23 protein-coding genes and 1 pseudogene are annotated in these 24,209 nt (G+C 62.0%); 13 read left to right on the top strand and 11 right to left on the bottom strand.

Annotation, left to right across the window (positions count from 1 at the left end):
• Nucleotides 1–197: 197 nt before the first annotated feature.
• Nucleotides 198–1,106: an aspartate dehydrogenase domain-containing protein gene (locus tag AU252_RS12745; RefSeq protein WP_240484164.1), complete on the top strand. Its 909-nt coding sequence runs from the start codon at nt 198–200 to the stop codon at nt 1,104–1,106.
• Nucleotides 1,107–1,206: 100 nt separating this feature from the next.
• Here the strand turns inward: AU252_RS12745 and AU252_RS12740 are convergent, their stop codons facing one another.
• A complete protein-coding gene (locus tag AU252_RS12740) occupies nt 1,207–1,752 on the bottom strand; it encodes a MarR family winged helix-turn-helix transcriptional regulator (protein ID WP_058932913.1) in 546 nt (181 codons plus the stop codon).
• Between the two features lie 198 nt (nt 1,753–1,950).
• Here AU252_RS12740 and AU252_RS12735 point away from each other — a divergent pair, with 198 nt between their 5' ends.
• A complete protein-coding gene (locus AU252_RS12735; protein WP_058931045.1) occupies nt 1,951–2,469 on the top strand; it encodes a cupin domain-containing protein in 519 nt (172 codons plus the stop codon).
• A gap of 318 nt (nt 2,470–2,787) precedes the next feature.
• Here the strand turns inward: AU252_RS12735 and AU252_RS12725 are convergent.
• Both AU252_RS12725 and AU252_RS12720 read right to left on the bottom strand, forming a co-directional pair.
• A pseudogene (locus AU252_RS12725) lies at nt 2,788–3,141 on the bottom strand (ABC transporter transmembrane domain-containing protein); the annotation flags it as partial.
• A gap of 128 nt (nt 3,142–3,269) precedes the next feature.
• On the bottom strand, nt 3,270–3,797 hold the full coding sequence (locus AU252_RS12720) for a MarR family winged helix-turn-helix transcriptional regulator (protein WP_058932912.1): 528 nt from the start codon (nt 3,795–3,797) through the stop codon (nt 3,270–3,272).
• Between the two features lie 169 nt (nt 3,798–3,966).
• Between AU252_RS12720 and AU252_RS12715 the strand changes: the two genes are divergently transcribed.
• On the top strand, nt 3,967–4,341 hold the full coding sequence (locus AU252_RS12715; protein ID WP_058931042.1) for a DoxX family protein: 375 nt from the start codon (nt 3,967–3,969) through the stop codon (nt 4,339–4,341).
• A gap of 70 nt (nt 4,342–4,411) precedes the next feature.
• Nucleotides 4,412–5,287, top strand: coding sequence for a DODA-type extradiol aromatic ring-opening family dioxygenase (locus tag AU252_RS12710; RefSeq protein ID WP_058931041.1), 876 nt, complete (start codon nt 4,412–4,414; stop codon nt 5,285–5,287).
• A 173-nt stretch (nt 5,288–5,460) separates the two neighbouring features.
• Here the strand turns inward: AU252_RS12710 and AU252_RS12705 are convergent, their stop codons facing one another.
• A complete protein-coding gene (locus tag AU252_RS12705; RefSeq protein WP_058931040.1) occupies nt 5,461–6,084 on the bottom strand; it encodes a TetR/AcrR family transcriptional regulator in 624 nt (207 codons plus the stop codon).
• A gap of 132 nt (nt 6,085–6,216) precedes the next feature.
• Here AU252_RS12705 and AU252_RS12700 point away from each other — a divergent pair, with 132 nt between their 5' ends.
• Nucleotides 6,217–6,930, top strand: coding sequence for an SDR family oxidoreductase (locus AU252_RS12700; RefSeq protein ID WP_058931039.1), 714 nt, complete (start codon nt 6,217–6,219; stop codon nt 6,928–6,930).
• Nucleotides 6,931–7,011: 81 nt separating this feature from the next.
• Here AU252_RS12700 and AU252_RS12695 read toward each other — a convergent pair whose 3' ends face one another.
• Nucleotides 7,012–7,878 carry an alpha/beta fold hydrolase gene (locus AU252_RS12695; protein ID WP_058931038.1) on the bottom strand — a complete coding sequence of 289 codons (867 nt, stop codon included), beginning with the start codon at nt 7,876–7,878 and terminating at the stop codon, nt 7,012–7,014.
• Between the two features lie 66 nt (nt 7,879–7,944).
• A complete protein-coding gene (locus AU252_RS12690) occupies nt 7,945–8,940 on the bottom strand; it encodes an NADP-dependent oxidoreductase (protein ID WP_058931037.1) in 996 nt (331 codons plus the stop codon).
• 523 nt (nt 8,941–9,463) lie between these two features.
• Here AU252_RS12690 and AU252_RS12685 point away from each other — a divergent pair.
• The 6 genes from AU252_RS12685 to AU252_RS12660 all read left to right on the top strand — a co-directional run bounded on the left by AU252_RS12685 (nt 9,464) and on the right by AU252_RS12660 (nt 17,025).
• Nucleotides 9,464–11,017 (top strand): glycoside hydrolase family 32 protein, encoded by a 1,554-nt coding sequence (locus tag AU252_RS12685; protein ID WP_058931036.1) that lies wholly within the window; start codon nt 9,464–9,466, stop codon nt 11,015–11,017.
• 239 nt (nt 11,018–11,256) lie between these two features.
• Entirely contained in the window at nt 11,257–12,693 is a 1,437-nt protein-coding gene (locus AU252_RS12680; protein WP_058931035.1) for a GH32 C-terminal domain-containing protein, read from the top strand.
• A 46-nt stretch (nt 12,694–12,739) separates the two neighbouring features.
• Nucleotides 12,740–14,074: an ABC transporter substrate-binding protein gene (locus AU252_RS12675; RefSeq protein WP_058931034.1), complete on the top strand. Its 1,335-nt coding sequence runs from the start codon at nt 12,740–12,742 to the stop codon at nt 14,072–14,074.
• A gap of 49 nt (nt 14,075–14,123) precedes the next feature.
• The gene (locus AU252_RS12670) at nt 14,124–15,005 is read left to right on the top strand and encodes a carbohydrate ABC transporter permease (RefSeq protein WP_058931033.1); all 882 of its coding nucleotides are present in this window, start codon (nt 14,124–14,126) and stop codon (nt 15,003–15,005) included.
• Nucleotides 15,002–15,907: a carbohydrate ABC transporter permease gene (locus tag AU252_RS12665; protein WP_058931032.1), complete on the top strand. Its 906-nt coding sequence runs from the start codon at nt 15,002–15,004 to the stop codon at nt 15,905–15,907. The genes AU252_RS12670 and AU252_RS12665 overlap by 4 nt, the downstream gene beginning before the upstream one ends.
• A 38-nt stretch (nt 15,908–15,945) precedes the next feature.
• Nucleotides 15,946–17,025, top strand: a complete 1,080-nt coding sequence (locus tag AU252_RS12660) for a LacI family DNA-binding transcriptional regulator (protein WP_083510369.1) — start codon at nt 15,946–15,948, stop codon at nt 17,023–17,025.
• Between the two features lie 141 nt (nt 17,026–17,166).
• Here AU252_RS12660 and AU252_RS12655 read toward each other — a convergent pair whose 3' ends face one another.
• The 3 genes from AU252_RS12655 to AU252_RS12645 all read right to left on the bottom strand — a co-directional run bounded on the left by AU252_RS12655 (nt 17,167) and on the right by AU252_RS12645 (nt 19,902).
• A complete protein-coding gene (locus AU252_RS12655) occupies nt 17,167–17,754 on the bottom strand; it encodes an adenylate kinase (protein ID WP_205630696.1) in 588 nt (195 codons plus the stop codon).
• A gap of 66 nt (nt 17,755–17,820) precedes the next feature.
• Nucleotides 17,821–19,344 (bottom strand): acetaldehyde dehydrogenase ExaC, encoded by a 1,524-nt coding sequence (exaC, locus tag AU252_RS12650; protein WP_058931030.1) that lies wholly within the window; start codon nt 19,342–19,344, stop codon nt 17,821–17,823.
• A 174-nt stretch (nt 19,345–19,518) separates the two neighbouring features.
• Nucleotides 19,519–19,902: a MarR family winged helix-turn-helix transcriptional regulator gene (locus tag AU252_RS12645; RefSeq protein WP_058931029.1), complete on the bottom strand. Its 384-nt coding sequence runs from the start codon at nt 19,900–19,902 to the stop codon at nt 19,519–19,521.
• Between the two features lie 84 nt (nt 19,903–19,986).
• On the opposite strand from AU252_RS12645, the gene AU252_RS12640 reads away from it, so the two are divergent.
• Entirely contained in the window at nt 19,987–21,486 is a 1,500-nt protein-coding gene (locus AU252_RS12640) for an MFS transporter (protein WP_058931028.1), read from the top strand.
• A 409-nt stretch (nt 21,487–21,895) separates the two neighbouring features.
• Nucleotides 21,896–22,708 carry an IclR family transcriptional regulator gene (locus AU252_RS12635; RefSeq protein WP_058931027.1) on the top strand — a complete coding sequence of 271 codons (813 nt, stop codon included), beginning with the start codon at nt 21,896–21,898 and terminating at the stop codon, nt 22,706–22,708.
• A gap of 75 nt (nt 22,709–22,783) precedes the next feature.
• Here AU252_RS12635 and AU252_RS12630 read toward each other — a convergent pair whose 3' ends face one another.
• A complete protein-coding gene (locus AU252_RS12630; protein ID WP_058931026.1) occupies nt 22,784–22,987 on the bottom strand; it encodes a ferredoxin in 204 nt (67 codons plus the stop codon).
• Complete coding sequence (locus tag AU252_RS12625) at nt 22,981–24,150, bottom strand: cytochrome P450 (RefSeq protein WP_058931025.1); 1,170 nt, start codon at nt 24,148–24,150, stop codon at nt 22,981–22,983. Before AU252_RS12625 ends, AU252_RS12630 begins: the two co-directional genes overlap by 7 nt.
• Nucleotides 24,151–24,209: the final 59 nt, after the last annotated feature.

Here is a 24,209-nt window from a genome sequence, read left to right as displayed (position 1 = left end):
TTATCGGGGCTGCCCACCAGTGGGATTTGCGTCAGATGCCCTGGGTGCGCGGTCCGGGTGGATACGTCTCTTCCAGTTCTGACCCTCCGAATGTCGGATTGTAGTTGGCAATCCGACATTCGGAGGGAACCGACCTTCTCTCCCACTAAGGCGCTGTAAAGCGCGTGAAAGCACCGGTAGTTCAGAGTGGTATTCGAGTGAGCACTAATGCCTCCGAGCGTGACGAGAATATTCTCGTCACTGTGCTTCATGAACCCTCTGTGCGAGCGGAACTAACTACCTACTCTCAAGACTCGAAGGACATTATGAAGTCAGCACGCACCTGCCGGGTCGGAGTCATCGGTTACGGCGCCATCGGAGTACCCGTCGTTGCTGGGATTACTACGGGACGGGTCACAGGGGCTGTCTTGGAAGGGATCATCTCCCGGAGCCCGCTAAGGAGTGCTCCGGCGAAGCAGTTGGACCTGACGGAGGCTCTGGAATGCTGCGACTTGCTAGTTGAATGTGCAGGTCAGGAAGCACTCGTCGAGCACGCCGAGGTTGTGCTCCGGGCGGGTGTTGACCTGCTCGTGACGTCTATTGGTGCCCTGGCAGATAGAGAATTCTCAAAGCAGCTCAATGCCGCCGGGCCGGGGCGGCTCTTCCTGACATCTGGCGCAGTTGGCGGCCTCGACCTTTTGTCCTCAGGCGCCCGTGCGGGAGGCTATGACAGAGTCACGATTACGACGACGAAGTTGCCGGGCTCCCTTGTCCAGCCCTGGATGAACGAGGCCTTGGTTGAGGAGATACGCAATGTTCGTGGCCCACTGGACGTTTATGAAGGATCGGCCGCTGAAGCCGCGCTGTTGTTCCCCAAGTCTCTAAACGCTGGCGCCGCCGTTGCCATCGCTGTTAACAACTGGGACGCTGTGACGGTCAGAGTACGGGCAGACCCCGCAGCGGAACTGACCAGCCACGTCATTGAAGCTTCTGGAACCATCGGGGAATATCGATTCGAAATCCGCAACAAGCCTTCTGAGGACAATCCGAGGACAAGCGGTGTAGTGCCGTTCGCCGTACTACGATCCCTGGAATCCATTATCGGTGGCCGGGGTGGACTGATATGAGTGCAGGAACCGCCTCGAATTACTGCCCTCCTCGCAGCGGGCAGTAAGCCTTCGCGCCAGAAGTGTGCCAGTTAGCGCCGGCAGAAGAAGACGGAATGTTTCAGGAGCCTTGGCCAACCGCTTCCGTCGCATTTACATCAAATGCGACCACCGATGCCTCTGCCTTCTTAAGCAGCGCTGCGAGTTGATCGAGTTCCGATAGTGACAGACCGCTCAACATCTGACGTTGCTTGTCTAAATGCTTTCCGAGTGCCTCATCGATAACAGCCTTGCCATGTGCGGTCAGCTGGGCATAGACAACCCGACGGTCTTCGCGGGTCCGAACTCTCTCAATGAGGTTCTGCTCCTCCATCCTGTCCAACCGGAAAGTAATACCACCGGTCGTGAGCATGGAGGAGGTCGCGAGCTCTCCGGCAGTCTTCCGGTGCGGTGGCCCGGAGCGGCGCAGGTTGGCCAGGACGTCGAAGGACGCAAGTGTCAGCCCGTACTCATCAAAGTAGGAACTTTCGACAGCGCGGACCTGATTGGCCAGCCGCAAGAGCCGCCCGAGGACGCCAATGGAGCTCGCATCCAAGTCCGGCCGTTCACGCAGCCAATCCGCCAGAATGCGGTCAATAGCGTCGTCTTCAGTCGTATCGTCAGGCATGGCCCTGTCCTTTAGATGTAGGTAATGCATCTTAACATTGAGCTTTTCAGCAATCAACTAACTCAGTCTAGTTCCACTCAGGGTCTTGATACTTGATCCAATCTACCTTAGTGTTGAGATAGTTATAGTTGAGGGAGTTGCTCCTTAGCTTTGCTACCAGTTTTTGGTTTACATCGACCCAGTCCGAGAGGTTTAACAATGAGCGAAACCGTAAATGCACCGACAATAGATCTTGAAGAGCTCATCGATTCGTCTATCGCGTCCCGTGAGAGCCGCGTCGTTGACTTTGACACTCTGAAGTTCCAGACGAAAATGGGAGACAAATTCCGGCGTGGCCAGGTCCGCTACATCGGCTCGGGCGCTACCGGGGACCACTCGGACGACAACAACATCCTCCAGGCCGAGCACTTCACGTTCTCTAACATGGTTCTGCCGGCCGGGTGCGTAGGACCGGAGCACACTCACCCCGACGTCGAAGAGGTGTTCTTTGTCCTCGAGGGGCAGGTGGAGTTCTGCGTCCACGATGTCGAGGACGGCACAAAGACGGCCAGTCGCGTTTTGGGCTACCGCGACCTCATTCGTGTTCCTGCAGGCGTTCCCCGGAGCCTTCGCACTGTCAGCGAAGACGATGCGCTGATCTGCGTAATCATCGGTGCGAAAAAGCCGGAGATTCCCTTCTACCCGCCGACCTCCGAGATGCACGGAGTCACTCGCTAGAAATGTTCTCCGAGAAGCGCGGGTACCAGCTAGAGCTGGTACCCGCGCTTCTTGGTGCAGCTGTCGATGACCAACGCCCGCTCGATGGACAGACTGCACCGCGCGACCCCCTGAACGTCGCTAACACCGGATCGGGCTCTGCAAATTCAGGCCTCGATCACGAGATCCTAAAGCCCGGGAACCATCTCAGCTTGCGGGGCATGGGCCGACGCATGATTGACGCCGGCAATGTGGCTACCATCGGAGCGGAGACCAGTAACTGAATCAAATCCGCGACCTCGGACGACGCTGCCGAGAAGTGCATTATCGCCTTCACATTGTTCGCGCGAGGATGCAAGGGATTCCGAACTTCGGGACTTCCTGCTCGGAGAACTCCCCCACCCGCGTGAAAATGGCCCCGCGCAGGTCCCGGCCCGCCCCCATGGCGGCCTTCGCCCCGAAGTACACGGCAATCACCGCGCACACGATCTGCAGCAGCGTGATCGCCAGCATCAGGCCACCCAGGCTGAGGATGACGCCGGTGTCCCCCTTGGCCACACCCTCATCGATGATGTCCGCATTGAGCGTGGGCAGGTACAGCGACGCGATGGACTGCGCCAGCTGGAAAATCACGACGGCGATCAGCAGCTGCCGGTGCGGCCGCAGGTATTCAACAAGCAGTTTCCAGAGCATGGCGGCTCCAAAGGTTCTGTCCCGCTGGAAGGTCTAGCTGGGGGTGGTGCGAAGGTCAGTTTACGTCCGGAGGCTGGGATAAAGCCGGGCGGGCGGCTGGGAAAATGGGCCGGTTCTCGCAGAGCGTATTAGCGCAGGCAGCGGTCTTCCGGGTCGATGGCGGTCATGATGCGGCGGCTGATTTCGCGGACTTGTTTGAGTTGGGCCTTGGTCAGCGGGTCAAAGACGAGACTGCGGACGGTCTCGACGTGGCCGGGCGCGGTTGCAACGACCTTTTCCCAGCCATCGTCGGTGAGGGTGGCCAGTGTGTACCTGCCATCGGCAGGGTCGGGGGCCCTGCGGAGCCAGCCTCTCTTCTCCAACTTTGCCACCACCTGGGACAGCCTCGGGAGCATAGCTTCGGCCATCACGGCCAGCTCGCTCATCCTCAGCGTGCGTTCCGGGGACTCGGACAGAACAGACATGACAACGTACTCAAAATGGCTGATGCCGGCATCCCGCTGAAGCTGCGCATCCAGCGCACCCGGCAGGCGAAAGACAACGCTGCCGAGGGCAATCCAGACCGCCTGTTCTTCCTCGCTCAGCCAGCGCGGCTCGCTCTCAGGTTGGGGAGGCGACGACTGCCCCTTGGCTTCGACACTGAGTGACCTTTCCATGTCAGCCATGCTACAGGGTTCACTTCATTCATGAAGTCTCTGGTCAAGAAATTCACTTGCATCTTGAAGTCATTAGTTCTACTGTTGAGTTCAAGGTTGAAGTGAGAGCCGGAAGTCGCAGCACTTCGATCGCGAACATCTTCCACCCTCACACCAAATAGGAATCATCATGAACATCGCCCTCTGGATTGTCGCTTCTGCCCTTGCCCTGGCCTTTCTGGCCGCGGGTTTGATGAAGATCTCCCAGCCGCAGGAGAAGCTCGCCGCTTCGGGCCTGGCCTGGGCGGAAGACTTCAATTCCGGCGCCATAAAGGCCATCGGCGCAGCTGAAGTCCTCGGCGCCCTGGGCCTGATCCTGCCGGCGGTCACGGGTATCGCCACTTTCCTTGTCCCTGTCGCCGCCGCCGGCCTCGCCGTCGTGATGGTCGGCGCCATCATCACCCACATCAAGCGCGGCGAGAAGCAGGCGGTTGTCATCAACGCCGTCCTGGGCGCGTTGGCACTCTTCGTCGCCGTCGGCCGCTTTGGCCCCGTCCCGTTCTAACCCAACACCGCCCGGCATACCAGCGCTACATCCCCGCCACGGACAAACAGGATCCTGAAAGGAAACAGCCATGACAACCCAGCATGACCCGTTCCACCCTGCAGTCCCCGCGGGTGCCTATGACAACCTGCTCGCCCACGCCCTGCCCCGGGCGCGGGCACAAAAAACCTGGGAACCCGAAGACGGGCCGCTGCCGGCACTGTTCGTCAGCCACGGTGCCCCGCCCACCCTGGATGACCCGCAATGGCTTGACGACCTTTTCACCTGGTCACAGAGCATGCCCAAGCCACGGGCCATCGTCGTCGTCTCAGCACATTGGGAAAACGCACCGCTGGCCATCTCCGGCGCAGCTGCGGGCACTCCCCTGTACTACGACTTCGGCGGCTTCCACCCGCGCTATTACACCCTCCAATACGCCACACCGGATGCCACCCATCTGGCCCGGCGCATCGCCGCCACCCTGAGTGACACCACCACGGTGCACCACTACGCCGACAGGGGCCTCGACCACGGCGCCTTTATCCCGCTGATGGCCATGTACCCCGCCGCCGACGTCCCCGTCGTGCAGCTCAGCATGCCCAGCCTGGACCCCGAAGCCTTGCTGAAGCTGGGTCAGCGGCTACGCCAGCTCCGTAATGAAGGCATCCTCATCATCGGCTCCGGATTCATGACCCACAGTTTCGCCATCATGCGGAACCCCGCACTCGTCGGCCACACAAAGGCCTTTGACGAATGGGCAGCCGATGCACTCTCCCATGGCGATATCGACGCGTTGACCGATTATCGCGATAAGGGTCCCGGCGTTGAGGTCGCACACCCCACCGCCGACCACTTCGTCCCCCTGCTCCTCACTCTCGGGGCAGGTTCAAAGCTCGGAGCGCCGGCCACCACAGCAATCGACCGCCTATGGTTCGGCAACTCCATCCGGTCACTCCAAGTCGCCTAAGACTTTGGAACCGCAGTGCAGCGGACGACGGAGGGACGTCCCGCCGTCGTCCGCGCATCGCGGATTGACGGTAGCTGTTGATCTTCAGCCGCACTCAGAATCAGCCGAAGAGTCCTACCCATCGTCGACGCGAAGGTGCTACAGAAGAAGACCACACGGCCGGGAAGCCCCGTTCATCGAACTGGAGTACTTTTCTTCGGGCTCAGGAGGACCTCGGCCTGTCTCCTGATGTCCTGCAGAAGGTCGTCGACGGTGCTGCCGATATTGACGGTTGCCGCCATGCTGACAAACATAATGGCGGAGATGATGTGCGCCTGGGCCGCGGCCTCGGGTTCGCCGACGCTTTCATCGCGCCGCAGGATCGCGACGATGGCTTCCTCAGTTTGACCCGTCAGGGCGAGTGCGTCCCGGTGGTGAGGTTCTTCGGGATCCCCGAAGATCATTTCCCGCAAGTAGGTCCGTCCGTTGTCAATCTGGGTGCGGTTGCATTCCACGACGGGCCGCACGATTGCCATCACGGCATCAAGGACTTCGGGGATATCCGCGGCCGCCGCCCGGCCGCGCACCAGCGCGTCGACATAGCTGGAGTTCTGAACGAGAAGGAGGAGCTCGCCCTTGGTCTTGGCGTAGAGGAACAGCGTGCCGGTGCCGATGTCGGCCCTATCGGCGATCTGCTGCGTGGTGACCTCGTCTACGCCATGCGTTGAGAAGAGTTCCCTGGCGGCAGCGGTGATGCGGTCAAGCTTCTCCTGCTTGTTGCGTTCGCGCCGGCCGACGGACTTGGATGCGAGCGACATGGTGACCTTCCCGGGAATAAACTCTGACTACACTCAGTTATGAACGCAGTCACTAATGCTGCTGCTCAGATACTGCTCTCATCTTCGCATGGCCTCTGAACACGGCTTCATCGCAACGAAAGAAGACACACCATGCCCTCACTTAAAGGATCCATCGTTCTCGTAACCGGTGCGAACGGAGGCATTGGAACGGAGTTCGTTCACGACGCCCTCGCCCGCGGCGCAAGCAAGGTGTACGCCACAGCCCGGTCTCCCCGCAACTGGGAGGACGAGCGCATCGTCCCGCTCACCCTCGATGTCACGGACCCGGCCTCCATACAGGCAGCGGTCGAGGCCGCCGGGGACATCACGGTGTTGATCAACAACGCCGGAGCCTCCGTGGCCAGCAGTGGCATTCTCACCCACACCATTGAAGAAATCCGAACCAACGTCGAGACGAACTTCCTCGGCCCATTGTTCCTCACCCGGGCATTCGCTCCGACCCTGTCAGCGAGGGAAGAGTCTTCGATCATCAACATCCACTCCGCCCTGAGCTGGTACGCCGTCGCCGGCATCTACAGCGCCACCAAGGCCGCCCTCTGGTCGGCCACCAACTCACTGCGCCTGGAACTCGCCCCCGCAGGCGTCCACGTTGTGGGCGTACACGTCGGCTATGTCGACACCGCGATGGCTGCTCACGCCACTGGCCCAAAAATGCAGCCAGCCGAGCTGGCCAGGGCGGTCTTCGATGCTGTCGAGGCCGGCGAGTACGAGGTCATCGCTGACGAAACAACTGCGACAGTCAAAGCAGGGCTGAGCGGTCCAGTTGAAACGCTCTACCCCGAGCTGCGCAGGACGATCGTCTGAAGCAGCGCCCACACCTGACGCGGGGCGGAACCTGCATCGGCCGGGATGGGGAATCCCACGCCGATGCAGGTTCCTCCTTGCTCAGCGGTCCAGAAACTCCACCGCGGCCGGGGCGAACTTGTCGTGGAACTGGAAGATGCCGCCGTGGCCGGAACCCGGGTAGATGATCAGCTCGGAGCCTTTGATGCGGCGGTGCAGATCCTGGGAGAGGACCGAGGGCACCATCCGGTCGTTGTCCCCGTTGGCGATCAGGGTGGGCTGGGTGATCTTCGACAGGTTAGCCGGCGTCCCGCGCCCCCACTTCCTGATGGCTTTCAACTGGGTCTGGAACGCCTTGACCGTGATCGGCGCGTCGCGGTCGGCGGTTCGCTCCTCGAGTCGCTTCACGAATGCTTTACCGGCTTGCTTGCCCGCGGTGTCGCGGTTGAAGAACAGGAATTCCTTGGGGTCGGACCGGGTCAGGGCCGCGCGGAGCATGTCGTAGTAGGTGGTCCCGGCGACCTTGTCCATGTCCTTGCCGCCCCTGGGGCCGGTGCCGGTGAGGACGAGCTTGCGGACGAGGTCGGGGTGCTTGAGCACCAGGTCCTGGGCAACCATGCCGCCGAGGGAGAAGGAGAAGATGTCGATCTTGTCGAATCCGAGCGCCTTGATGAAGGTGTAGGCGTCGTCGGCCATCGCCTCGATGCTGTCGGGCACCCGGCCGGTCGAGGCGCCCACACCCTGGTTGTCGAACGTGATGACGTGGTGGTTTTTTGCGATGGGGTCGATGATGCGTGGATCCCAGTTATCCAAGGTCGCGGCGAGATGGACGAAGAAGATGACGGGAATGCCACCCTTGGGTCCAAGCTCGCGGTAGGCGTAGGTGACGCCGCCGGCGCTGATGGCGCTGGCCGGCGCTTTGGCGTAGGACATAATTACGGGTTCATTCAAGGGCTCGTGCGCGTTCATGACGGTTCTCCTGTGAAGTTGGTTGGTAGTCGCCTGGTGAAGATGGTGTCGGTGCCTTGGTTGTCCTCAGGGGTTGCTGATGACGGCCTTGCCTCGGATGCCGCCCTTTTCCAGACCCTCGAGGGCCTCGATGGTCTGGCCGAAAGGGAAAACGCGGCCGACGACGGGGCGGAGCGCGCCGCCGTCGATCAGTGCGGTGATCTGGCGCAGCTGGTCGCCGCTGGCGCGCATGAACAGGAACTCGTAACTGACGCCGAGCTTCCTGGCCTGCCGGCGGATCCCTGCGCTGAGGCCGCTGATCGCCAGGCGGAGCACCGGGTTCAGGCCGGCTTCGCGGGCAAATGCCGGGTCCGGAGGCCCGGCAATGCCGATCGCTTTGCCGCCAGGCTTGAGCACGCGCAGGGACTTCTCGAGATTTCCGCCGCCCAGGCTGTCCAGCACCACGTCGTAGCCGCTCAGGAGCTGTTCGAAGTCTTGGCTGCGGTAGTCAATGACGGTGTCTGCGCCGAGGTCGCGCACGAAGTCCATGTTTGAGGCACTTGCTGTGGTCGCGACGGTTGCGCCGAGGTGCTTGGCGAGCTGGATCGCGATCGATCCGACTCCCCCGGCGCCGGCGTGGATGAGGACCTTCTGGCCGGGCCCCACGTTGCCGCGCTCAACAAGCGCCTGCCACGCGGTCAGCGCGACCAGTGGAAGCGAGCCCGCCTCCTCCATGCTGATTGAAGCCGGTTTCAGCGCCAGATCGGCCTCGGCGATGGCGATTCGCTCGGCGAACGTGCCGATGCGGTCCTGGCCGGGGCGTGCGTAAACCTCGTCGCCAGGCTTGAACGCGCGTACCTTCGAACCGACACGGATGACGGTTCCCGCGACATCATTTCCGGCGATCAAAGGAAGCCGGTACGGCAGGATCTGCTTGAACTCGCCCGCCCGGATCTTCTCATCGAGCATATTGAGGCCCGCGGCCTGCACCTGCACCAGCACATCCCGCTCCCCCACTGTGGGCTCAGGAACATTCGATTCCTGCAGTGCGCCCTTGTACTTTGTGACGACGAACGCTCTCATGGTTCCGACTCCCTCTTGGTGATGTTGCATCACTCAATTACTGACTGAACTCAATTCTGAGTCCAGTCAGTAATATTGTCAAGGGCAACCTACCCCTACCCAACATCCGACGTAGGCGTCGGCCGGTCCGGGTGAAGCGGTAGGGAACCACCTGGTCGGGGTGGATCCGCGGGGATGCGACACCGACCTTTGACAGCACCCTGCCGGGCAAGCTGGCTCCGGGAAAGATCACGTCATCCTGGGCGGCTCGCCGCAGGGAGGAGGGTTCAATCGCCTGGCCGGCGGCCCTCGGCTGGCCCCACCACGCGGGCGGCAGAAGCCCCGAGGGTGTGGTCCCGCGAAGGTCAGCTTACGCCCGGAGGTTGGGATTCCGCCCGCCCCAAAGAAGAGATTCAAAAAAGGATCCGCTAAAACGCTTGATCACGACGGCGCCAACATTTATCTTTAGCTTGATCAAACGCTTAAGCAGGACCGGGCATCAAAGTTGATGCCTGCAGCTACCACCCTTTGCGAGGAAGCAAACATGACCCATGATTTTTCTCGGCGCCACGTCCTGCAAGGCACAGGAGCAGGAGCACTCGCCCTGTTCACGAGCAGCGGCATGCCCATCACGGCCGCCCAGGCCCAGGGATCACTGCGTGCCGTCTACCACCTGACCCCGCCGTCCGGTTGGCTGTGCGACCCGCAGCGCCCGGTGTATGCCAACGGCGCCCACCACCTCTACTACCTTCACTCCGGGCAGAACAACGGCCCCGGCGGATGGGACCACGCCACAACCACCGACGGGGTGACCTTCACGCATCACGGAGTCGCACTGCCGCTGCAGCCAGACTTTCCCGTGTGGTCGGGCTCGGCAGTCGTCGACACGTCAAACACTGCGGGCTTCGGCGCAGGAGCCATCGTGGCGCTCGCGACGCAGCCCACCGACAACATCCGCAAGTACCAGGAGCAGTACCTGTACTTGTCAACCGACGGCGGGTACACCTTCACGGCCCTCCCCAATCCGGTGATCTTCAATTCCGACGGCCGGACCGCGACGACACCGGCGGAGATCGAGAACGCGGAATGGTTCCGCGACCCGAAGATCCACTGGGATGCGGCGCGCAGCGAGTGGGTATGCGTAATCGGCCGAGCCCGATACGCAGCGTTCTACACCTCACCGAATTTGCGCGACTGGCAGCTGAAACGAAACTTCGACTACCCGAATCACGCGCTTGGCGGCATCGAATGCCCCGACATCTTCCAAATGACCGCCAATGACGGCACACGGCACTGGGTGCTCGGCGCAAGCATGGACGCCTACAGCGTCGGCCTGCCGATGACCTTCGCCTACTGGACAGGCACCTGGGATGGCGAAGAATTTATCACCAACAACCTCGACCCGCAGTGGCTCGATTGGGGCTGGGACTGGTACGCCGCCGTGACCTGGCCCGCGGTCGATGCACCGGACGAGCGACGGTACGCGGTCGCCTGGATGAACAACTGGAAGTACGCCGCGCGCGATGTTCCCACCGATGCCTCCGACGGGTACAACGGCCAGAACTCGATCGTGCGCGAGCTGCGCCTGGAGCGTCAGCCGGAAGGCTGGTACAGCCTACTCAGCGCCCCGGTCGGGGCGCTCTTAAATTACGTCAGCTCGACAACCGTACTGCCCGACCGCACCGTGAACGGCAGCGCCGTGCTGCCGTGGAGCGGCAGCGCCTACGAGCTCGAACTCGACATCTCGTGGGATGCTGCCGCGAACGTCGGGGTATCGGTGGGGCGCTCCGCCAACGGCACGCGCCACACGAACATCGGCAAGTACGGTGACGAGGTGTATGTCGACCGCGCATCTTCGGACCAAAGCGGCTTCTCGCTAGTGCCGTACACTCGTGCGGCGGCGCCCATCGACGCCGCCGCACGCTCAGTGCACCTGCGCATTTTCGTCGACAAACAGAGTGTCGAAGTCTTCGTTAATGCCGGGCAAACGGTGCTCTCGCAGCAGGTGCACTTCGCAGACGGCGACACCGGAATCTCGCTGTACGCCGACGGCGACCCTGCGACCTTCTCCGGAATCACCATCCGCGAATTCAGCTAGGACCTGAACCAGACTGCCGGCCCCCAGGAGCTTCCTGTCGGCCGGCAGTGCTGTGTCGTCCGAAGCTTCGGGAACCGGGTCCGTGGGAAGTATGAGGCTGCTTCCGCGCTGTCCGCATCTTCCGGATTAAGACCAGCGAAAGAATAAACTAAACTTTTGCTAAAACGCTTGATCAGAATTCCGATTGGGGCTAGATTACAGGTGATCAAACGTTTTAGCAGAAATGGACATCAGTGCCGATGAAACGCTCAGTTTTCTTCCAGCCCTCCGATGGATGGGTTGGCGATCTTATCCCCTTCGAGAAGGACGGGGAGTTCTGGCTCTTCTACCTTCACGAGGTCCGCTCAGACCCGAAGCCGGGAACCTCGTGGAACCTGGTCACCACCAAAGACCTCACGCAGTTTGCGGACCAGGGTGTTTCGCTCCACCACGGAAGCGACACCGACCTGGACTTCAACGCTTACACGGGCAGCGTCGTCGTCGATGAAAGCGGCAACCACCGCCTGTTCTACACGGGACAGAACCCACGGAACCTCGGACCGGACGGCGTTCCCCTGCAACTGGTCATGCAGGCCACGAGCACCGATGGTATGCAGACCTGGGTGAAGCACCCCGAGCTCACTTTCGGCCCCCCGGACGGCTTTGAGTCCGGGGACTGGCGGGATCCGTTCGTCTTCCGGGATGAGGCCGCAGGCCAGTGGCGGATGCTGCTGGCGGCACGGCACTCCACAGGACCTGAACGCCGCCGCGGCGTCATTGCCCAGTGCGTGTCCGATGACCTGATGAACTGGCGGCACACCGAACCGTTCTGGGATCCGCGCCGCTACATCACGCATGAATGCCCGGATGTCTTCGCGTGGGGTGACTGGTGGTACATGGTCTACTCGGAGTTCTCCGAATCGTTCACCACCCGGTACCGCATGGCCAAGAGCCCCGACGGCCCGTGGACGGTACCGGACCTGGACAGCATCGACGGGCGCGCCTACTACGCCTCAAAGACCGCGGAGCGGGACGGACGCCGCTTCTTTTTCGGCTGGATCGCCAGCAAGGAAGGCAACCGCGACGACGGACCCTGGCAGTGGGCAGGCACGATGTCCGTCCTGGAAGCCCGCCAAAATGCGGACGGAACGCTCGGGTTCGCCTTCGCCGATGAACTGGTGGACAGCTTCTGGGAGGACGTCCCGGTGTCCCTGGCTCACGAACTGCCCACCCGGCTCAACGTCCCGGACGGCTACACCGCCCTCGTCTCGGAGGAAGAACTGCCCAGCCAGTTTTACGCGAAGGCAGTGCTGGACATTGCCCCCGGGACAACGGAATGCGGTCTGCTGCTGCGCTCAGGGCCAGACGGTGACCAGTCCTACGTGCTGCGCCTGGAACCGAAGCGCGGCAGGCTCGTCTTCGACCGATGGCCAAGGACCAGCACCGGAGACGCGCAATGGCATGTCTCCGGCGACATTCCGTTCCACATCGAGTTGGAACGCCCGTGCGACCTGTCCCCCGGCGAACACACCCTGGAAGTCATCGTCGACGGCGACATCTGCGTTGCCGTCCTGGACCGGCAGGTGGCCCTCAGCACCAGGATCTACGACTTGCCCGCGGGGCGGATCGGCGTTTTCGCCGGCGAAGGATCCGTCACCGTCACTGAACTTCAAATACGTCAGCGCACCGACAACTAAATACACACCACCCTCACCTCCGTTCCAATCAAAGGAGATTGCCCTCATGAAAAAACTCTTCCGTGCTGCCGCTGTCGCAGCCGTCACCGCCCTGGCTTTGACAGCCTGCGGCGGCGGAGGGTCCAGTGACCCTTCCAACGTCAGCCCCACCGGGGAAATCAAAGCCCGTGAAATCTCGTGGCTGCTTTCGCGGCCGGCCGACGGGGCCGTCATCAACATCATGAAGAAGCTGGCGGACGAGTACGCCAAAGACCACCCGGGCTTCGAACTGAAGCTCATCACCACTCCCGACCGGCCCTCCTACATCCAAAAGCTCGAGACGCTGGCCGCGGCCAACAAACTCCCCGAGCTCTTCGACACCGACGCCACGCCCTTCGCCCAACAGCTGGCCAAACAAGGCAAAATGGTCGACGCCGAAAAGCTGCTGAAGTCCCTGGACGTCTACGACGACTACCGGCCCAGCGCGCTGGACTACCAACGGTTCGACGACGGGTCCCTGAACATGATCCCGTTCCAGTTCGAGCTGGAGTTCGTCTGGTACAACAAAGCCCTGCTGCAGAAGGCCGGGGTCGCCGTCCCGAAGTCCCTCGATGACATCCCCGCCATGTGCACCGCCCTGCGCGATGCCGGCATCACCCCCATCGCCATCGACGGCCAGGACCAGTGGCCGCTCGAGCGGTACGTCGCCTACCAGCCGTTCCGTGAAGCCGGGCCGGACTTCATCCAGAAGCTCAAGAAGGGCGAAGCGAAGTTCTCTGACCCCGCAGGCCAGAAGACCGTCGAATGGCTGGCGGCGCTCGGCAAGGCCAAGTGCTTCCAGGATGGCTTCTCATCGCAGGGCTACTCCGACGCCCAGAACCAGTTCACCTCCGGCCAGGCAGCGATGTACAACATCGGCACCTGGGAGCTGCCCAGCCTGGCAACGGACAAGCTGAATCCTGAAGTGCGCGAGGACATCGATTTCTTCACCTTGCCAACCACTGCAGGATCCGTCACGGCGGCAAACGAGTTCGTGTCGCCGTCGGGCATTGGAATGGCCGTCAACTCCAAGACCTACGACCCGCTGGTCAGCGACTTCCTGAAGTTCGCGCTGAAGAAGTACCCGGCCGAATACGCGGCCACCGGTGCGCTCTCGCCGACCACCAATGTGGAGACCGCCCTGCCGGCCAACGCCACACCCTTGTACAAGAAGGCCCTGGAGAAGGCCAACGACCTCGGGGGCAAGCAGGCCATGCCGTGGGACACCCAGCTTGACCCGACAACCAACGGCCGGCTGCAGCAGGAGCTAGTGCTCCTCGTCCAGGGCAACATCACGCCCGAACAGTTCACCAGCACGATGGACAGCACCATCGCGCAGAACGCCCCGAAGTTCTTCAAGTAATCACAGCGGTGGGGGCTGCGGCTGCGGCCCCCACCCGAAAGGCCTAGCCATGCTCCCCAACAGGTCACGACTTTCTGTCCTGGTGTTCCTGCTCCCACCGTTGCTCCTTTACTGCGTCGCCGTGCTGTTCCCCATCGTGCAGTCGATGTTCCTCAGCTTCTTCTCCTGGAACGGCATCAGCGACATGGAGTTCGTAGGGCTCGCCAACTACGTGCGGATGCTCACCGCAGACGACATCTTCTGGCGCTCCTTCTTCAACGCCCTCGGATATCTCGCCATCTGCCTGGTGCTGCAGCTCGGCGGCGCCCTGCTCGTGGCCAGCCTCCTCACCTCAATGCGACGCGGCCGCGAGCTCATCAAGACCCTCTACCTGCTGCCGGCGGTGATCTCCACCGTGGCCATCGCGTTCCTCTTCGTGCGCATCTACTCGATCGAACCGGTTGGCCTGCTCAACCAGCTCCTGCACTGGATCGGCCTCGGCGCCCTTGAACGGCCCTGGCTCTCGGACATCAACACCGTGCTCACCGCAGTATCGGCTCCGGAAGGGTGGCGGTTCACCGGCCTGTACATGCTCATCATCTACGCGGCGCTGCTGTCCGTCCCGCAGGAACTTGAGGAGGCGGCCCGCCTCGACGGCGCCTCGCGGTGGCAACTGTTCACCAAGATCCGCTTCCCGCACATCATGCCCGTCTGGATCACTACCACGATCATGGCAACCACCTACGGCCTGCGCGGATTCGACATCCCCTACCTCATGACCAACGGCGGCCCCGGACAGTCCTCGGAGCTGCTGACCACCTACATGTACAAGACGGCCTTCTCGAGCACCGACTTCGGATACGCCAGCACCATCGCCGTATTCATCGTTGTCGAGTGCCTGGTGGCCGTAGGGCTCATCCTCTTCCTGCTCAAACGAAAGGCGGACGCATGACCGCGCCGGCAGCTCCGATCACCAGGCCTGTGGCAGTCCCATCAGACAGCCTGCCGCCGCTCCGCCGCCGCAAGCCGCCCAGCCTTCACAGCACCCTGTCAAGAGTGCTTATCGCCCTCATCGTCATCGTGCAGGTCTACCCTCTCGCCTGGCTTTTCATCACCAGCCTCCGCACCGAACACGACTTCGCGACCGGCGACCCCTTCGCGCTGCCAAAGTCCCTGACGTGGGAGAACTACGCCCGCGCCTTCGAGACGGGCAACCTCTGGTTGAACATCCTGAACAGTTTCATCGTCACCATGGGAGCCAATGTCCTGATTGTGCTGCTGGGAATGATGGCAGCCTATGCGTTGCAGGTCCTCGGGTTCCGGTTCAGCAAGTTCGTCCGCAGCCTTTTCCTGGTCGGCATCATCGTGCCCGTCCAGATCGCTCTCGTGCCGCTCTTCATCGACTACTCAACCATCAACCTGCTCGACACCTACCCGTCGATGATCATTCCCCTGGCCGGCTTCGCCCTTCCGATGTCGATCTACCTTTTCTCGTCGTTCTTTGAATACATCCCCCGGGAAACGTACGAGGCCGCGTCCCTTGACGGAGCAGGTCCATACCGGATCTTCGGACTCATCACGCTGCCCCTTTCGGTAAATACCGTCGTGACGGTCGTCCTGGTCAACAGCATCTTCATCTGGAACGATTTCATCTTCGCCAACACCTTCGTCCTTTCCGAAGAACTGAAGACCATTCCACTGGGCCTGCAGAACTACATCGGCGCCATGGGAAAGACGGACTGGACGGCCACGTTTGCCGCCGTCTGCATCACCATCACGCCCCTGCTGCTGGTCTTCCTCGTGCTGAACAAAGCCATGATCCAAGGCCTGGAGAGCGGTGGGAGCAAGGGATGACAGCAGGAACAGCCGGATATACTCCTCAAGGAGGGCTCATGAATTCGCAGGAGAATAGTTCTGTCACACCACTGGGTGCGGCTGCACCCCTCGAACGTCCCGGGCGCCCTCAACCCGTCACGCTCCGGCAGGTAGCCGAGGCCGCGGGCGTTTCGACTGCCACCGTCTCCCTGGTAGTGAACAAGAAAAAGACTGCCCGGATATCCGACGAAACCCGCCAGCGCGTGCGGGACGCCATCCGGGACCTGGGCTATCGGCCGAATGCCATGGCGCAAACCCTGGTCAGCGGGAGTTCGCGGTTCATCGGGCTCGTAGCCGATGCCATTGCCACCACCCCTTTTGCCGGCCAGATCATCCACGGCGCCCAGGATGAAGCCTGGAAGCACGGCTACGCACTTCTCATCGCCAACACCGAAGGCAACCGCGAGCTGGAGACGGACGCGATTGCCATGATGCTCGAATACAAGGTGCGCGGAATCCTCTACTCCACCTGGTTCCACCGGCCCACCGACATCCCGGCCTCCCTTAAGGAGTCGGACTTCGTCCTCGTCAACTGCTTTTCCACGGAACCAGGCTCCCGGGCCGTGGTCCCGGATGAAATACAGGGCGGCCGTTCAGCCACGGAGATCCTGCTGAAACACGGCCACCGCCGGATCGCCTTCATCAACGCCACCATCCCGGCCCCGGCTAAGGACGGACGACTCCAGGGCTACAGGGAAGCGCTGGAAGCGGAAGGCATCCCGTTCGACGCGGGCCTGGTCTTGGAAGCCTACCCAGACCAGGAAGGCGGGTACGGAGCGACCGAGGAACTCCTCAAGCGCGAAGCCACTGCCGTGTACTGCTATAACGACCGAATGGCGATGGGGCTATACGACGGGCTACGCGAGCACGGGCTCTCCATCCCCGAGGACATAGCAGTGGTGGGATTCGATAACCAGGAAGTCATCGCCGCCCACGTCCGGCCCCCGCTTTCCACCGTGGCTCTCCCCCACTACGAACTGGGCGCAGCCGGAGTGCGGATGCTCCTGGGCCTTGAAGAAGCACCGGCCGCTGACCCCACAAAAATCCACTGTCCCACCGTGGAACGAAACTCGGTGCGGGCTCTGGCCCCCGCATAGCCGCACCCAGGAATTGGCCAGTGCCGCCGTCCAACGAGCCGTGCGTTCGCCCGGACAGCCAGGTCGAGCCTGTCGGATTCCGGTGGTGGTTTCCGACAGGCTCGATCACCGCTACTCATCAGCGGTGCGGGCGGTTGAGTACTACCGTCCGGTTACGGCGGAGACCTTAAGAAGATCTCCGAGCGTGCTCATCACTCTGTCCGTGACCTCGCCGATGCCGCCGATGCCGTCAACCTGGGTCAGGATGCCGCGTTCGGCATACTTGGCCACAACGGCCTCGGTCTGCTCGTGGTACAGGTCAAGGCGGTGGCGGATCACGGCTTCGTTGTCGTCGCTCCGGCCGGTTTCCTTGGCACGGCCCAACAGGCGCGAGACGAGTTCCTCGTCGTCGGCCGTGAGCTGCAGGACGACGTCGAGCTTTTCTTCGCTGTTCGCGAGGATCCCGTCAAGGTAGCCCACCTGCGCCGTGGTGCGCGGGTAGCCGTCCAGGAGGAAGCCGTTTTCGACGTCGGACTCGCTGAGGCGGTCGCGGACCATCTTGTTGGTGACGCTGTCCGGAACGAAGTCCCCGGCGTCCATGTACTTCTTGGCCTCGATGCCAAGAGGAGTTTCGCCCTTCACGTTGGCGCGGAAGATGTCGCCGGTGGAGACCGCGGCGACACCGAGGCGCTCCGAAATCCGTTCGGCCTGCGTTCCTTTTCCGGAACCGGGAGGTCCGATAATCAGCATTCTCGTCATGTAAAAGCCCCTTCGTGGTACCAGTTTGTTGAACGCTAGCTGTGCTATCTGCCCGGGCTAGAAGAAGCCGAGCTTGTTCTCTGAGTGGCTGACCAGGAGGTTCTTAGTCTGCTGGTAGTGGTCCAACATCATGGAGTGGTTTTCACGGCCGATGCCCGAGGACTTGTAGCCGCCGAACGCAGCCCCGGCAGGGTAGGCGTGGTAGTTGTTCACCCACACCCGGCCGGCCTGGATCTCGCGGCCGGCACGGTAGGCCACGTTGCCGTTGCGGGACCAGACGCCGGCGCCAAGGCCGTACAGGGTGTCGTTGGCGATGCTGACTGCGTCCTTGTAGTCGCCGAAGCGTGCAACGGAGACCACCGGGCCGAATATCTCCTCCTGGAAAATCCGCATGCTGTTCTGACCCTCAAAAATGGTCGGCTGGACGTAATAGCCGCCGGCCAGGTCCCCATCGAGCTCCGTCCGTGCACCGCCGGACAGAATTGTGGCGCCCTCTTCGAGTCCGATGTCGATGTAGGAGAGAATCTTCTCCATCTGGCCCACGGATGCCTGGGCGCCGATCTGGGTGTTGGTGTCCAGCGGGTTGCCCTGGATGATCTGTTCTGTCCTGGCCACGGCATCAGCCATGAAGGAATCGTAGATACCGTCCTGGACGAGGGCACGGGAGGGGCTGCTGCAGACTTCGCCCTGGTTGAAGGCGTAAAGGGTGAAGCCCTCCAGCGCCTTGTCATAGAACGCGTCGTTGGATTCGGCAACATCGTTGAAGAAGATGTTCGGGCTCTTGCCGCCGAGTTCCAGGGTGACCGGGATCAGGTTCTGGCTGGCGTACTGGCTGATCAAGCGCCCGGTGGAGGTCTCGCCGGTGAACGCGATCTTGCGGATCCGCGGGCTGGAGGCCAGCGGCTTACCCACTTCCGCCCCGAAGCCGTTGACGATATTCAGCAGGCCCGCAGGCAGCAGGTCCGCAATGAGTTCCGCCAGGACCAGGATGGAGGCCGGGGTGTTGGAAGCGGGCTTGAGCACCACCGCGTTGCCGGCCGCCAGGGCAGGAGCCATCTTCCAGACGGCCATCAGGATGGGGAAATTCCACGGAATAATCTGGCCCACGACGCCGAGGGGTTCGTGGAAGTGGTAGGCCGTGGTGTCGTCGTCGAGCTGGGACAGCCGGCCTTCCTGGGCGCGGATGGCGGAGGCAAAGTAGCGGAAGTGGTCCGCAGCGAGCGGAATGTCCGCATTCAACGTTTCGCGGATGGGCTTGCCGTTGTCCCACGATTCGGCGACGGCGAGCATCTCAAGGTTCGCGTCGATCCGGTCGGCGATCTTGTTCAGCACGGCGGCGCGCTCTGTGGCCGAAGCCTTGCCCCACGCCGGTGCGGCCTTGTGCGCGGCATCGAGTGCGAGCTCAACGTCCGCGGCGGCGCCGCGTGCCACCTCGGTGAATTGCTTTCCGTTCACCGGGGAAACGTTCTCGATGTATTGGCCGGTCGTTGGAGCCACCCATTCTCCGCCGATCCAGTTCTCATAGCGGTCCTTGAACTGGACCTTGGATCCTGATTGGCCGGGCTGTACATAAACAGTCATGGTCACTCCTCTGGAAAACAGACGTCTTCGTCCTGGCCCCCATGCTAGAACTTCAAAGGTTGCGACCAGGCTGCGAAGGGTACCGCCAGCTACCGACCTCGGACCGGACGCGTCGTCCCCGTCACTTGACTCGACGGCCGCGACAACCTTGGCCCGTTCCCTACGGAAAGGTGGTTAGTCTTTGCCCAGGTTTTCCCTGAGCAGGGCGCGGTGTTCGATGGCGGCTTGCTTGTGGAGCGCGCGGCCAGCGTCGGTGAGTTCCAGGAACAGTGAGCGCCGGTCATCTTCGCAGGACTGGCGGGAAATCAGTCCGGCTTTGTCGAGCCGGTCCACCACCTTGGACATGGCGCTCTGGGTCATGGGCGTGCGCTCACCGAGTTGCTTCATGCGGCATGCCGCGTCGGCGCTTTCGGCCACGAGGTCCAGGATTTCAAACTCCGTCAGGCCGATGCTGAACTTCGACTCCAGCGCACGCTCCAGCGCCCCCGCCGTGTGGAAGTACGTGGTCTGGATGCTGCGCCATTGCTCAACCAACTGGCGGTCCTGCGGTTTTGCCATGCAGCGATTCTAGTTCATGACGAATTAAAAGTCCACGTCATAATATTCCTTGTCATTCAATGACGTGTCATATAAGTTGTTGCCATGACTTCAACTTCCACCCTTGAAAGATCAGCCGGAGGCCGGCTTACAGCTGTGCGCTGGACCCGTGCACAATGGATGCTCCTCCTGGTCCTGTGCACCGTCCTGGCACTCGACGCACTGGACGTATCAATGGTCGGTGTGGCCCTGCCCTCGATCGGCAACGAACTTCATCTCGGAACCGAATCCCTCCAGTGGATCGTCTCCGCCTACGTGCTCGGCTACGGAAGCCTGCTCCTGCTGGGCGGTCGCATGGCGGACCTGCTCGGCCGGCGGCGCATCTTCCTGATTGCGCTCAGCGTTTTCGCCGCAGCATCCCTGCTCGGCGGGCTGGTGGATGACCCCGCCCTGCTGATCGCCACCCGGTTCGTCAAGGGCCTGGCCGCCGCATTCACGGCTCCCGCTGCCTTCTCGATCATCACCACCAACTTCGCTGAAGGGCGCGAACGCAACCGTGCCTTGTCCATCTTCACCACGTTCGGCGCCAGCGGATTCTCCCTCGGCCTGGTTGTAGGTGGCCTCATGACCTCCCTGAGCTGGCGCTGGACCTTCCTGGTCTCCGTTCCGGTGGCAGTCGCCGTTGTGATCCTCGGCCTGAGGTACATCCCCCGGGACGGAGCCGCAGGCAAGGCCGCAGACGGGGAGCAAGAGAGCGGGCATGACGTCTGGGGCGCCATCACGCTCGCGGGCGGCATGCTGGGGCTGGTGTACACGCTGGTAGCGGCGCCGGGGAGCGGCTGGGGATCTGTGGCAACTATCGCCGGATTCGTGGCCTCCACCGCGGTGCTGGCAGCGTTCGCCGTGATCGAAAACCGCGTCAAACACCCCCTGATCCGGTTCAGCATCCTCAAGGAAGGCTGGGTTGCCCGGGCCAACCTCAGTGCCGTGGGGCTGTTCGGTTCATACCTGAGTTTCCAGTTCATCCTGACGCTCTACCTGCAGTCCGTGCTGGGATGGAGCCCCCTTGGCATGGCCCTGGCGCTGCTCCCGACCGGCCTGCTGGTTGCCTCGAGCGCACCCTTCGCGGACCGGCTCATCGAGAGATTCGGCGCCCCGCGGCTGATCCTGACGGGACTGGCGTCGTTGACCCTCGGATACGTGCTGTTCCTTCGCGTGGGCACCTCGCCCAATTACGTGACTGACATTCTGCCGTCCGTCCTGCTGCTGGGCGTCGGTTTCGCCCTGGCCTTCCCGTCCATCAACGTCCAGGCCACTGCTGGCATCCGGGATGCCGAGCAAGGCCTGGCCGCAGGCCTGATCCAGACCAGCACCCAAGTCGGCGCCGCCCTGGTGCTGGCGGTCACCACGGCAATGGTGAGCGGTCACGGCAACGCGCCCGACCCAGGTGCCGCCGTCGATGCGGCCGCGATGCTGGAACAGTACCGACCGGGCCTGATCCTGAGTGCCGCGGTGGCCGTGGCTGCCCTCCTCGTCGCCGCGACGCCCAAGTTCTCGCTGGGCAAAAGGCGACAGCCGGTCGTTGAAACCGACGGGCGTCCTTAGGAGCAGCCGAAGCCAGCGGTTACTCTTCGATCTCGCCGCCGAACGCATGCAGGTGCTGGCGGAAGATGATGCTGGGGTCCGCGTCCCGGGCTGAGAGGTACTCCCCCAGGCGCGCCTGAGTCCGGAATGTAGTGCCCATCTGCATCGTCGCGGCCTGGGAGTTCCATGTCGCGGATCGTGCCGGCCACGTCTGCGACGTTTGCGGTGACGCTATGCCGCTGCACGTTGCGGACGGGGCTTCTTCTGGCAGCGTGATGGACGCTGAGCAACCGGCGTCTGGGACCCGCTTTTCGGTCGGCGATGAATCATTCAACAGAAAATGCGTTCGGTTTTGTGGTGCGCTAGCATGACCCCTAAAGGCTTACGGGTGACTATCCCAGCCTGCAATTCTTGGAGGAGAAACACGAAGGTGGCAACCACACCAAAGAAGCAGCAGGAAAATTCCGGGACCGATCGGCAGAGGGATCCGCTGGCAAGAGGTTTCGAAATCCTAACCCTCATGGTGGAAACTGGCGAGCAGTCCTACGGCGTCCGCGAATTAGGAACGCAGCTGGGCGTCAGCCCTAGCACTGCCCATAGGCTCCTTGCGGACCTGGAGAAACTTGGCATGGTTCGCCGGACTCAAGAAGGCGGCTACCAGCTTGGGCTTGAATTCCTGCGGCTCTCGTGGAAGCTAATGACACGGTTTCCGCTGCGGGACATGGCGAACGACCTGCTCCAGGAGATGACAGACCGTAGCGGCGAGTCCTCCTTTCTTGGGATCTACAATGATCAACGGCACGAAATGATGTTCGCCCACACGATCGATTCTCCTCACCCCCTTCGATACATGATCCCGCTGCAAAAATGGCTCCCGTTGCACAGTGGAGCCAGCGGGCTTTCTATACTTGCGTTCCTCCCCGAGGAGACACGCCACGAAATCCTGCATGGCAACCTGACGAAGGTCACGGCGAACACGATCATCGATCCCGAGGTCCTTTCGAAACGCATCGAGGCCATCCGAAACCAGGGCTACGCGGTCTCTCTCGGTGAGCGGGTTACGGGTGCAATTGCGCTTGCAGCACCAGTGTTTGGCCCGGGACGGGAAGTAGTTGGAACGTCCGGTCTAATGATCCCTGAGTCTCGGTTTGACTCTGCTGTTGAATCAGAGCTGTCAGACATCGTTAAGCATTCTGCAGCAGTCCTCAGTGAACGTATGGGCGGCGGTCTCGGCGCAAGCTGAACAGCGGTGGGCACGGCTGTGTTCCTGGATGAAGGTCTCCTGCCCGGCCCTGTCAGTCAGAGTCCTCGACTCTGTTCAGGCGAGGAGGGTAATCGATCGGCTCGGACACACGTTCACCGCTTCCTTCGCACGCGCGAGCGCGTCCGGCGACGCAGGATCGGCCTGCAGCACGACCACCAAGCCGTTGTCGTCCTGGTCGAAGGCGTCCGGGTCGGCGAATACGCATTGGCCCGCACCAATGCACGTTTCGCGTTTCGCAACTATTTGCGCGCTCACCATGCCACCCGAAGCTCGTTGATGCCGTAGTTCGGCCCCCATTCCTTGAAAGCAATCGCGGAGAGCGGGTCGAGGAGCCGGAGGGTGGGTATGCGTTGAATGACCTGTTCGAGCACCACCACAAGCTCAAGCCGAGCGAGATTCTGTCCCAGACACTGGTGCGGGCCAAAACCGAAGGCCATGTGATTGCGGGCACCGCGTTTGAAGTCAATCGTATGCGGGTCAGGGAACACCTCGGGATCGCGGTTCGCGGTGTTCGCAAGCCCGAATACGGCATCGCCCGCGTGGATCTGTTTGCCGCCGATTTCAAGATCGGTAGTCGCGAGTCGCAGCCCGCCGACCTCCGCGATGGTGAAATAACGCAGCAACTCCTCGACAGCGCCAGGTATTAGCGAAGGGTCTTCGCGCAACTGCTGAAGCAGATCCGGCTTGTCGAGCAGGGTCATGATGCTCAAGGTGATCATATTCGCTGTCGTCTCGTGACCCGCGATGAGCAACAGGAAGCCGAGACCAACAGCCTCCTCGGCGTCCGCGCCGGCATCGAGTTGACGACTGATGATGTCGTTTCCACGCTCATTCACTCGTGCGTCGACGAGTTCGCTGATGTAGTCGCGGAGCTTCGCGATAGCTTCGCCCCGCTGCTTGGGGTCGATGTGTGCATCGGAGAAAAGAGAGGTGTTGTGCTGGAAGAAGTCGTGGTCCTCATAAGGCACTCCGAGCAACTCGGCAATCGCCATCGCGGGGACCGGAAGGGACAACTCCTCCACCAGTTCCGCCTCGGACTTCCCATCGAGCATCGCATCGAGGGCTTCGCTGACAATCTCCTCGATGCGCGGGCGCATAAGCGAGATCTTTTTCACCGTGAACTCGTTCATGACGCGCGAGCGGATTGCGGAATGCTCGGGCGGATCGATTGCAATGATCGCCCCCTTATGTGCACCGGGAACGTAGCCGCCATGCGCCGGGTGATCGGGGTTCGACCGGTCAGAGCTGAAGCGTACGTCGCTCAGCATCGTGCGGACATCGGCGTGCTTTGTGATCGCCCAGGCCTTGCGTCCGTCGCGCCAGTCGAGGAAGGCGACGGGCTCGTCGCTTTGCAACTCGAGGTGTTCGGTCGGGGGGCTGTACGGGTCTACTCGGCGGGTCTGGATGGCGTTAACCGTCATCGGGTCTCCTCAGGGTTTTAGCGAAAGGGTTTCAGCGAACTGCACTGGTCACGTAACCG

The sequence above is a fragment of the Pseudarthrobacter sulfonivorans genome, from assembly GCF_001484605.1.
Taxonomy (GTDB): Bacteria; Actinomycetota; Actinomycetes; order Actinomycetales; family Micrococcaceae; genus Arthrobacter; species Arthrobacter sulfonivorans_A.
Note: the sequence above shows the minus strand (reverse complement) of the source record. Positions and strands in the feature narration are given on the sequence as shown.